This is a genomic window from Paenibacillus marchantiophytorum (assembly GCF_014640555.1).
GTDB lineage: Bacteria > Bacillota > Bacilli > Paenibacillales > NBRC-103111 > Paenibacillus_E > Paenibacillus_E marchantiophytorum.
In genome coordinates this window covers 1-10547 of record NZ_BMHE01000094.1, presented here as the reverse complement: position 1 = coordinate 10547, position 10547 = coordinate 1, and the positions used below count along the sequence as shown (strand labels likewise).

Below are 10547 nucleotides of genomic sequence, written 5' to 3'. Positions count from 1 at the left end.
CGGGAGGCGCGGGGCGCGGGGCGCGAGGCGCAGGGCGCGGGGCGCGGGGCGCAGGGCGCGGGGCGCGGGGCGCGGGGCGCAGGGCGCGAGGCGCGAGGCGCAGAGCGCGGGGCGCAGAGCGCGGGGCGCAGGGCGCGGGGCGCGAGGCGCGGGGCGCGGGCGCGGGGCGCAGGGCGCGGGGCGCGAGGCGCAGGGCGCGGGGCGCGAGGCGCGAGGCGCAGGGCGCGAGGCGCAGGGCGCGGGGCGCGAAGGCGCGGGGCGCGGTGGGCGCGGGCGGGAGCCAGAGGGCGGCACGCGGAGTGACAAGTGCTAGATGTCGCGGAACTACGATCCTCTATTTGTGACAAAAGCAGGGAAAACGTGTTGGAGGCGGAACTATGATCCTCTATCTGTTAGGAAAACGCGATTGGGGACACCAAAACCATGAAATAACGTATCTGAGTTCCCTCAGAGACGTAGAATCGCGGTATTTGCAGAAATAGAGGAACGACGTTCCTCTATTTGTGACAAAAGCAGGTAAAATACACTCGAGGCGGAACCTCGATCCTCTTCAACTAACGATCCTCAAGCTGCAATTGTGTTTAGAACAAATAGGAGGCATTATCGATTCCAACAGATGCTCTAACGAACCGTATCGTCTTTATACGCGGAAATATGGCATCTTTTTTGTTGTAACGAACTGAATCAGCGTTACGGAGCAGAATATGGATGGATTGATGAACTTTTGCATGCATTAGCGCATCTGGAGTTCGTATTACTCTTCAATTCGATGGTTTTTGATCAAATAAAGTCTACTGAGTTCGTTAGGTCAAGTATCTGACTTTCAACAATCAGATTGAACCATCCTGAGGAACTCTCTGAGGAACTCTGACGAATTCCCTGAGAAGCTCTCTTAGAAGCTCTGACGAATTTCTGACGCCCCGCCCCCCGACGCGGTCCCCCACGAACTCCCCTGACAACGAACGCTGTTCCTTAATCAACGCTCCATTGCTGCGCATTCATCGCAGCAACAGTCCACTCAGCTGCCCGCAAAGCGCAGCACAAACACCCCCGATCCCCAAACAGCGGGAATCGCGGGCATTTGTGCTAGGCATGCCGCCCAGCCAGATAAGTCCTAAGCACCTGCTCCGCTGTGTGCGCTAGCAGTTCGGCCGTGCGCTGCATCGCGTCCTCGAGCTGCATAGGACCATCCATGATACTGTGGATGCTCGTGATGCCATGCGCATATAGCTCCTCTATGCCGTCACCGACGGATCCGGCCAGAACAAAGACTGGAATCCCCAGTCTCTGCGCTGCTTGTGCAAGACCCATCGGCGCTTTGCCTGAAGCTGTCTGCGCATCCGTTCGCCCTTCTCCCGTGATGACGAGGTCAGCACCAGCCAGCTGAGCGTGAAGCTGGGTCTTCTCCATAACAATCTCAACCCCCGGACGCACCGTTGATGGGAAGAAAGCCAGGCAAGCGCCGCCTAGCCCACCTGCTGCCCCCGCACTCGGCAGATGATGCACCGCGATGCCGGTATGCTGCTTCATCAGGTCGGCCCAATGATGAAGAGCTTCATCCAGCTCTGCCACCATGGCTGGGGTCGCGCCTTTTTGCGGGCCAAATACAGCGGAAGCTCCCCGAGGCCCGATAAAAGGATTCGTTACATCCGAAGCAATCGTAAACCGCGATGCTTGGATTCGCGAATCCAGACGCGTGCCATTGATTTGCCGAATGCGCGAGAGTGCTTGTCCGCCAACTCCAACGGGCTGTCCGGCTTCATCGAGCAGTTCCAACCCCAGCGCTTGCAGCATGCCCGCGCCGCCATCATTCGTCGCGCTGCCGCCGATAGCAAGAATAAATTCACGATAGCCGCTATCCAGCGCATGCTTAATCAATTGCCCTGTACCATAGGTGGTTGTCAGCAGCGGATTGCGTTGTTTGGACGGTATCAAACATAAGCCCGACGCGTCCGCCATTTCAATCACACAGGTGATTCCATCTCCAAGAACACCATATTCGGCGGTTAGCTCTTGACCAAGCGGACCACGCACTTCGACCGCATAGGTAGCCCCGCGCGTAGTGTTAATCAGACTATCGCGCGTTCCTTCTCCCCCATCGGCCATAGGAATAAGCACGGTTTCCGCTTGTGGCGCTGCCAGAAGGATTCCTTGTTCGATAGCGGCAGCCGCTTCTCTCGCGCTTAAGCTGCCCTTGAAAGAATCAGGTGCAATCACGATTTTCAAATGGCCTCTTCCTTCCACTGCGACTAGTTAGAAATTAATTTAAACAACGCATGCGTACCGCTATCCTCTTCGCCGCTTGCGGCTAACTGCTCGTAAAGTGATTTCGCCAAAGAAAGTCCCGGCAATGTAAGATTCATTTCATCCGCAACCTGCAAAGCAATTTTCATGTCCTTGATAAAATGCTTCACATAAAAGCCTGGCGCAAAATTGCCTGCAATGATACGCGGAGCCAGATTGCTCAATGACCAGCTGCCCGCAGCGCCGGATTCAATACTTTTGAGCACAGTCGTTGGATCGAGTCCCGCTTTTTGCGCATAAACAAGGGATTCCACGACTCCCATCATATTGCTGGCAATGGCGATCTGGTTGCACATTTTGGTATGCTGGCCGGCTCCTGCCGCTCCTTGGTACACAATGTTTGTGCCCAACTTTTCTAATAGAGGCAGCACTCCATCGAAAACTTCGCGATCTCCGCCAACCATGATCGATAAGCGAGCTTCTCTGGCACCGATATCCCCTCCGGAAACAGGCGCATCCAAGGAAAATACTTGCTTCGACAAAGCCTCATCGTAGATGCGTTTAGCCAGAATTGGACTCGATGTCGTCATATCAACTAAGTAACTTCCTTGTTTAACATGGGCGAGAATCCCGTTTTGACCAAAATAAATCTCTTCCACGTCCGAAGGAAACCCTACCATGGTTACAATAACCTGACACTGCTCAGCCAACTCGCCAGGCGATGCCTGCCACAGAGCGCCTTGTTCGATCAAATCCTGAGCCTTTGATTTCGTGCGATTGTAAATATGTACTTGATACCCCGCTTGCATAAAATGGCTTGCCATACTTTTGCCCATAACACCTGTACCAATTAAGCCAATAGCTGTTTGCGACGGATTGAAAACCACGTTCTTCTTCCACCTTTCCAAAACATCAAACGATTTTAACTTTAACTTATCACCCGCCGTGGCTTCGGTCAATATTGATTACTGCGCAAAACAAACAACCGACAGACGTAGTACTTCGCCCTAAAGTGTAAATCAGGAGGTGAGGGTTAATTTTAATAGGAGCATGCGAAGGGCCATCAGATCCAAGGAATCCAAACCTTCGGCTTTTTCAAGTCCTTCATTACCGCTTCCATATGCATCCCCATTTTCATCCTAGTCGCAGCCAGTTAGATAATGACCACAGAGGAGACCATCGTAATGAAGCTTGAGGCAAGCCCCGCTAACGAACTCAATAACCTTTATTCGATCAAAATCGCTCATTCTGAAATTCTAACGATTTCCAGATGCGCTATCTCAAGCAAACGATCACTTTTTCATCAAAAAGCTGCTCTATAACGCCATTCCAGTTCATTAAATCTCCAAAGCAGCCATTTTCTGCTCTATAAGCATCATACAGTTCCTTAGATGCACTTTGATGCACCTTGATGCATTTTGATGAACTTAGATGAACTTTGATGTACTATGATGCCCATTGAGAACCAGCGAGACCGAAAACCGCCAAAGCAAAGAAGTCTGCGGTAGACGCCAACAAAAAAAGCCGCCTCTAAGGTTCTTAACCCTGAGGCAGCTTTTTTAACTAACTAAATCCCCTTGAACGTGAAAGCATAGGCATACGTTCGATTCGCAAACAATGTGAATTCCGGATGCGTTCTCGCGCCCCAGCTATCGTCACCGCCAACTCCCATTTGCTTGTAGTTCACGCGCACCACGACTTTGTCGCTTATTGGCAGCTTATACGTATGGTCATAGGCTTCCAATTCGGTTGGAATATAAGGCAGTGCATTCAGCTCCACGGTCGGCAAACCTGTAATCAGGAGCCCGCGGCCTGCGGCATTCGTTAACGTAGCTGAACGCACATCCGTTTTATTTCCGCATTCCTGCGGTCGCAGGTAAGGAACCATTTGCTCTTCTACGGTTCCACTGTGAAGAGCCAATTTCGCTCCGACTGCCCGGTCCCAGTAGTTCTCGTGAGGACCACGGCCATACCAGCTCAAGTTCTCGAAGGAGCGGTCCAGTTGGAACAGGACGCCGATCTCTGGAATCTCTGGCAATTGCGTTCCAGGCGTAAGCTCCATGCGAACTTCTACCTCTCCATTTGCAGAGACCGAATAAACCAATTGAACATCCGAAGCCGGCTGAGTGGCTAACTCATAGCGCACACGCACTTCAGCCTGACCTTCCGAGTTATTCCTCACTTGAAGACTCACCAGCATTCGGCCACTAGCTGCTTCTTTCCATGGCGCACAGCGAATGTGATGCTGATTACCACGATCATTATCCGTATATGCACGCCAGAAATTAGGTACAGGACCCGACAGGAGCAATGATGTTCCCTCGTAGACATACGATGTGATATCCCCGGTAGCTTTATCGAATTGCAGCGTAAAATTGCTGCCTTTCAGAAGAATGCCTGTTTCTGTGGCTTCAATGAGAACCGCATCTTCAACCGATACGGCAGCAGCCGTTTGAGCCTGCGTCAACTGATCAGTGTAGGCTCTTCCAGCTTTGCTCACAGGCAGAACGTACTGCTCCCAGGCGACTTCATGACCTTGCTTCGCCCACAGCGTATCTTCATTCAACTGCAAACTAATCGTCAGTACGAATTCGTCCTTCGGTGAAAGTACTTCTAACTTATCCAGAGCAAGCTCGACAACAGCTGTTTCTCCTGGCTTAACGGAGAATTGACCTCGCTTCTCTTCGCCTGCTAGGACGCCATTGCGAGCGATACTCCACGTCCATACAAACTCATTCAAATCCGTGAATAGGAATTGATTCGTTACTTTCACTTGACCTTTGGCCAGATCGACCGCTTCAAACTTGGCATTCTGGTAGCACTTTTTCACCTCATATAATTTCGGTGAGACCGTTCGGTCTGCGAAGATTAGACCATTGCCGCAGAAGTTGCCGTCATTCGGCGTGTCTCCGAAATCACCGCCATAGGCTTGATAAGTGATGCCGTCAGCCGTTGTGGTACGGATCGATTGATCAATCCAATCCCAAATAAATCCACCTTGCAGAACGGGGTACTGATCGAATAACTCCCAATACTTGGACAAATTACCGCAAGAGTTCCCCATCGCATGGCTGTACTCACATAGAATAAATGGTTTCTTGGGATTCGTTTTGGCATATTCCTCAATTTTCTCAATCTTGGAATACATCTGGCTCTCAATATCAGAAGAAGCTTCTGATGCGCGGAAGTGAAACACGCCTTCATAATGAACGACTCGGGAAGGATCCGCTTCACGCAGGAAGTCATGCATTTTAATAAAGTTATCGCCACCAAAAGACTCATTGCCGAGTGACCAGATCACAATAGAAGGATGATTCTTATCCCTCTGAAGCATCGAATTCGCCCGATCCAGCACAGCTTCTGTCCATTCCGGCTTGCTGCCTGGCACAGCATCTCCTTCTGTTTCCTGCAAATAGGTCCAGGAACCGTGTGTCTCGAGGTTGGTTTCATCGATGACATACAGGCCATATTGATCACACAACTCATACCAATATGGGTTATTCGGATAATGTGAGGTACGAACGGCATTAATATTATATTGTTTCATCAACAAAATATCGGCCAACATACCTTCTTTATCTACCGAGCGACCGCGGTCCGTGTCAAACTCATGACGGTTCACGCCCTTAAACACAACTCGCTCACCATTGATTTTCATTAGCCCGTCTTCGATTTCGAATTTGCGGAATCCGATCTTGCAGCTTTCCGTCTCCAGCAGAATACCCTGCTCATCCTTCAAACTCAAAACCAACGTGTAAAGTTGCGGATTCTCTGCACTCCACTTGGCTGGACGTTCAACTTTGGTTGTTAGTTCTATCTCTTGCAGGTCTGCCCCATCCACAGACACTTGAACTGTGAGCGGCTTGCTCCACAACGGCTTCAGCGCACTATCATATAATTGAGCCTCAACACTACGTGTTCCCTTGCCAAGCGTATCATAGTTGCTGATCTTCGCTCGAATTCGCAATTGCGCATCTTCAAAAGCTTCATCCAAATCCGTATTGACAAAAAAGTCAGCAATATGAGTAACCGGTGTCGCGTACAGATAGACATCACGGAAGATCCCGCTGAGCCGCCAGAAATCTTGATCCTCGAGCCAGCTAGCATCACTCCAGCGATATACCTCAACTGCAAGCTTATTTTCACCTTCAATCAAGTAAGGCGTAATATCAAAATCTGCGGGTGTAAAGGAATCTTGGCTGAAACCGACCAAATCACCATTAACCCAAACATAGAAAGCTGATTCTACCCCTTGAAAGCTGAGATAAACAGGCTGCTCCGCCCATGCTGCAGGCACTGTGAAGCTGCGCGTATAAGAGCCAACTGGATTATATTTAACTGGTGCAAAAGGAGGCTTAATGTCCTCATGACCCACCCAAGGGTAAATAATGTTCGTATATTGCGGGAAATCAAACCCTTGCAGCTGCCAGTGGGAAGGCACTTCCATATCGGCCCAAGCGGAGCTGTCAAATTCATTCTGATAAAACAGTTCCGGACGCCCCTCGGCGTTCTCGGCAAAATGGAATTTCCAAGTCCCATTTAATGATTGATAAGCATCAGAAGCTTCGCGATTCCCCGTGAGCGCTTCGCTTTCGGATTTATAAGGTATTAATGTGGCATGTGCCGCCATTCGATTTAATTGAAAAATCTGCGGGTTGTTGTTCCACTCTGGGTACCCGTTCACTGGTGCTGTATAGACGAATTTATTAGCCATTCGCTGAATTCCTCACTTCTATAGGTAGTATAAGTATCTTCAAGTACTTTCTTATTGTACAAGACAATAAATTCTTTTAAAATATAAGAAACTACGCTTATGATATTAAAATATGAAAGAGATGATGATTCAACTATGGCTATTGATTATCGCAAATTTTTCGTCATCACCGAAACGGATCGCAAGCTTCCCCTCATCCTGGAAACAGTCGGCTACGAAAATGACCAGCAATTTTATGAGCGGGAGGAAGGCTATCCCTGCTTCCATTGGCTTCAGACAATCGAGGGCAGCGGAGAGATTATTCTTGAGAGCGGAGCAGTTAAACTGGCTGAAAATCAGGGAATGCTGCTGCCCGCGGGTGTGCCACACGAATACAAGGTGACATCCGCCAAGTGGTCAACCTGGTATGTAACGTTCGACGGCGCTTTGGCCGCCTCCATCGTCTATGCGCTCGAAATCCCTTTATCCACAGCTATTAGTTGGGGATCCGATACCCCTCTGGCTAGTATTCACGAATATTATTACGAAAAATACCGTTACAGCTACGACTTCACCGGAATGAACGGATCGCTCGAGGTATATCAATTCCTTACGCTGCTCAAAAAGCATGGGAACGTCAACAAAAGCGCCTCCTTCTCTCAAAGCCATGAGCGCCTTCTTCCCTTGCTGTTTCAATTGGAGATCAGCTACGCTTCTTCCGATATTGGGCTGCCATGGATGTCACAAATTCTCGGCGTCAGCCCTCAGCATATCAATACCTTATTCCGCAAAGCATTCGGACTGTCGCCCTACCAATACTTGCTGCAGCTTCGCTTGCAGAAGTCCAAGGAGTTCCTGATCGCCCAACCCGATCAAACGGTGAAACAAATTGCCGATGCAACCGGATTTCTCGATGCTTCTCATTTCATTTCAACCTTCCGCAAATCCATCGGCTTAACGCCCGAAGTATTTCGCAATCAATACAGCAAAAAGAACCAACAGGAGGAACCCCGTTAGTTCTTTGCAGGCAGCTTATCTAGTGATTCGGAATGAATTCACCGTGCACTTCCAACAGCTTTTGGACGAAAATCTCAAAATCCGTTTTGCTAGAAGAAAATTTGAAATCGGTTACACCAGTATGAAAGTCAATAATCGTTAGAGCTACACGGTTCAACGGATACTCAGGAATCGGTTCAGAGGCAAGAGTAATATTTTTGAAAGGGTAAATGGATGTTTCACCGTACAAACGAAGTACAGTTAGATGATCATCTCTTAGCTCCAAAGAAATATGTTGATCAGAATCAGTGAAACTTTTCAGTGTACTCATTCTTTATCAATCCTCCTCTTGTCCTCTATTTTACTCTTATTTTGAAAGATAAAGAAGCCCAAAAACAAAAAAAAGTTCCTAATTGCTGCCTGTTTCACTAGGTTCTATTCAGGGTACATAGAGATAGGGCTTAATTCCCTCTTACAAATGCTACGGAGGTGCTAGACAATGAGTACAACGATTTTGTTATCCGAAAGAACCGAACCTGTCAAGAAGCTGCGCGCACAAGGGCAAATCCCTGCTGTGGTTTACAGCTCCCGCATGGACTCCGAACATGTTACTGTTCCGGAAAAAGAAATCCGCGCATCACTGAAGCGCAATCCGCATGCGATTTTGCAAGTCACTCTGCCATCCAATACGAGTCAGCCGGTTATCGTTCACCACGTCCAGAAGGACAGCTTGACTGGACAGCTGCTGCATATTGATTTTCTGCAAATCGATATGAAACAAAATCTCGATACATCTCTAGCGGTTCACTTGACTGGAGAAGCGCGAGGAACCAAAGAAGGCGGTATCCTGCAGGTCGAAACGAATGAGGTCATGATCCGCTGTATGCCGGATAAACTGCCGGAGCATCTGACCCTGGATGTCAGCCAATTAGGAATTGGCGAGCATTTGACCGTTGCTGATCTAGACATTCCGAAGGATGTAGAAGTGCTTTCCGATCCGGAAATCATCTTGGTAACTATCCTTGGAATTCAGAAGCTGGACGAGGCTGTCGAGCCCAAAGCGGAACAAGAAATCGAAGCAGTGGCATCCGACGTCTAATACATTTATATGTACCACAAACCAACTCTACGCATAGAAACTGCAATGGTATCCGTCAAGATCCAAAGCAAAAAGCGCTCGTGCCCGATTACTCGGCTGAGCGCTTTTATTTATGCCAATACGTTAATACGCATGGATGGTCGGACTATTAATTTTCCATATGATCGCTCGATGTTGCTCGTTTCTAATAGCCATGATTTGCAAATAACAGAGCACTTCATTCGCTTGTTCAACATACAGATGATCCCCAAACATTTCATAGAGTCTCATGTAGTCATTATAAGTGTCTAAAAATTCATTGAAGAAAGTAGTTGGCATCTCTATCACTCCCTTAGTTCAATGATAGAGCACAAACATTAAAATATGATTAGTAGGAGATTAAACTATCATGTTAAATAAAGGCATATAGCTCATGCATGGGTCTTATAAAATTCTGTTTCATTTCTGCAGCCGCGGCATTCGCATCGCCGTTTTCCAAGGCCTGGATGATAGCCGTATGCTCTTCTACAGATGTTAAAGTCCCCGTAACCGGCTGTTTGAGAAAGACATATTTAAAGCGTCGAATATGAATTTGCAGCGAAGAGCTGAACGCAGCTACGTAATTATTGTCTGCTGCCTCGATAATAGCTTGATGAAATTGTTCGTCCAATTCCATAGCTTGATAGGGTTCCCCATTTTGGATAGCTTCCCTAAATTGCAGATTCAGCGTTTTCAGCTTCTCAATCTGCTGCGGGACGATATGCGCTGCCGCATATTCAGCAGCCAGTGCGTGCAATGCCGCAAGAGTTGGATACATTTTCAGGATATCCTTTTTCTCAATGTTCGTCACACGTGTTTCTTTACCTGGCTGCATCACAACCAAGCCTTGCACCTCTAACAACTGAAATGCCTCTCTGATTGGTGTCCTACTCACAGCCAATGACTCCGCCAAGTCGGCATCGATCAGCTTCTCGCCAGGATGCAAAGTCCCCTCGATAATCCATCGCTGGATCTGCGAAAAAGCACGTTCCTTCGCCGACAGGCGAATGGGTGTAGAAAAATTGACAGGCACGGGCATATGCACTTTACTCCTTGATTGACATATAGTTACATGCAATATATCGGATATAGGTGCGGAATGCAAGTGCTACGAGATTCATAGCAAACGAAACGACCTCGCTGCCTTGATAGATCCGTCACTTCTTAGCGTCAAAACCTAGTAAGGGAACTGTGGGACGCTAATTAGGCAAAAAATAGGGTTGCGAGGGTAATAGCGGAACTACAGAGACCGTCGATTAACATTCTGCATCCAGCCCTCCCACTTCCCAATTAGCAAATTTTGTGGAAATTCTTAAAATTTACGTATGCGAGTCCTCATTTTGTTTCCCCAACAGGTGTTTAACCTGCCGAGAAGCTTCACACTGCGTATGCAGTAGCACCCCTCTGTCGCGGCTTTCTGCGGACAAAGGGGTCTTCTTTGTAGGAACTCAGTTTTCTCACCATGATCTTGATGTTGACGGCTATTGCCTTCAGTTT

Annotated in this window: 8 protein-coding genes; 2 read left to right on the top strand and 6 right to left on the bottom strand. The window is 48.5% G+C overall.

Annotated features, from left to right (window positions below; all coding sequences use genetic code 11):
- Positions 1-1086: 1086 nt before the first annotated feature.
- From IEY34_RS35560 to lacZ, 3 genes are all read right to left on the bottom strand, one after another.
- The gene (locus IEY34_RS35560) at positions 1087-2226 is read right to left on the bottom strand and encodes a glycerate kinase (protein ID WP_189020917.1); all 1140 of its coding nucleotides are present in this window, start codon (positions 2224-2226) and stop codon (positions 1087-1089) included.
- 23 nt (positions 2227-2249) lie between these two features.
- On the bottom strand, positions 2250-3152 hold the full coding sequence (locus tag IEY34_RS35555; RefSeq protein WP_505817123.1) for an NAD(P)-dependent oxidoreductase: 903 nt from the start codon (positions 3150-3152) through the stop codon (positions 2250-2252).
- A gap of 659 nt (positions 3153-3811) precedes the next feature.
- Positions 3812-6958, bottom strand: a complete 3147-nt coding sequence (gene lacZ / locus IEY34_RS35550; RefSeq protein ID WP_189020914.1) for a beta-galactosidase, LacZ type — start codon at positions 6956-6958, stop codon at positions 3812-3814.
- A gap of 135 nt (positions 6959-7093) precedes the next feature.
- Between lacZ and IEY34_RS35545 the strand changes: the two genes are divergently transcribed.
- Complete coding sequence (locus IEY34_RS35545; RefSeq protein WP_189020912.1) at positions 7094-7954, top strand: AraC family transcriptional regulator; 861 nt, start codon at positions 7094-7096, stop codon at positions 7952-7954.
- A 19-nt stretch (positions 7955-7973) separates the two neighbouring features.
- Here IEY34_RS35545 and IEY34_RS35540 read toward each other — a convergent pair whose 3' ends face one another.
- Positions 7974-8264, bottom strand: coding sequence for a hypothetical protein (locus IEY34_RS35540; protein WP_189020910.1), 291 nt, complete (start codon positions 8262-8264; stop codon positions 7974-7976).
- 168 nt (positions 8265-8432) lie between these two features.
- Here IEY34_RS35540 and IEY34_RS35535 point away from each other — a divergent pair, with 168 nt between their 5' ends.
- Complete coding sequence (locus IEY34_RS35535) at positions 8433-9032, top strand: 50S ribosomal protein L25 (RefSeq protein WP_189020908.1); 600 nt, start codon at positions 8433-8435, stop codon at positions 9030-9032.
- 123 nt (positions 9033-9155) lie between these two features.
- On the opposite strand, the gene IEY34_RS35530 is transcribed toward IEY34_RS35535, so the two are convergent.
- Together IEY34_RS35530 and IEY34_RS35525 are read right to left on the bottom strand one after the other, a co-directional pair.
- Positions 9156-9350, bottom strand: coding sequence for a YodN-related protein (locus IEY34_RS35530; RefSeq protein ID WP_189020906.1), 195 nt, complete (start codon positions 9348-9350; stop codon positions 9156-9158).
- A gap of 73 nt (positions 9351-9423) precedes the next feature.
- The gene (locus tag IEY34_RS35525; RefSeq protein WP_189020904.1) at positions 9424-10089 is read right to left on the bottom strand and encodes a GntR family transcriptional regulator; all 666 of its coding nucleotides are present in this window, start codon (positions 10087-10089) and stop codon (positions 9424-9426) included.
- Between the last annotated feature and the right edge of the window lie 458 nt (positions 10090-10547).

What these genes read in the sequence shown, in the direction of transcription:
- lacZ (WP_189020914.1), bottom strand. Translation starts at nt 6,958, where the DNA reads ATGGCTAATAAATTCGTCTATACAGCACCAGTGAACGGGTACCCAGAG.
- IEY34_RS35545 (WP_189020912.1), top strand. Translation starts at nt 7,094, where the DNA reads ATGGCTATTGATTATCGCAAATTTTTCGTCATCACCGAAACGGATCGC.
- IEY34_RS35540 (WP_189020910.1), bottom strand. Translation starts at nt 8,264, where the DNA reads ATGAGTACACTGAAAAGTTTCACTGATTCTGATCAACATATTTCTTTG.
- IEY34_RS35535 (WP_189020908.1), top strand. Translation starts at nt 8,433, where the DNA reads ATGAGTACAACGATTTTGTTATCCGAAAGAACCGAACCTGTCAAGAAG.
- IEY34_RS35530 (WP_189020906.1), bottom strand. Translation starts at nt 9,350, where the DNA reads ATGCCAACTACTTTCTTCAATGAATTTTTAGACACTTATAATGACTAC.
- IEY34_RS35525 (WP_189020904.1), bottom strand. Translation starts at nt 10,089, where the DNA reads ATGCCCGTGCCTGTCAATTTTTCTACACCCATTCGCCTGTCGGCGAAG.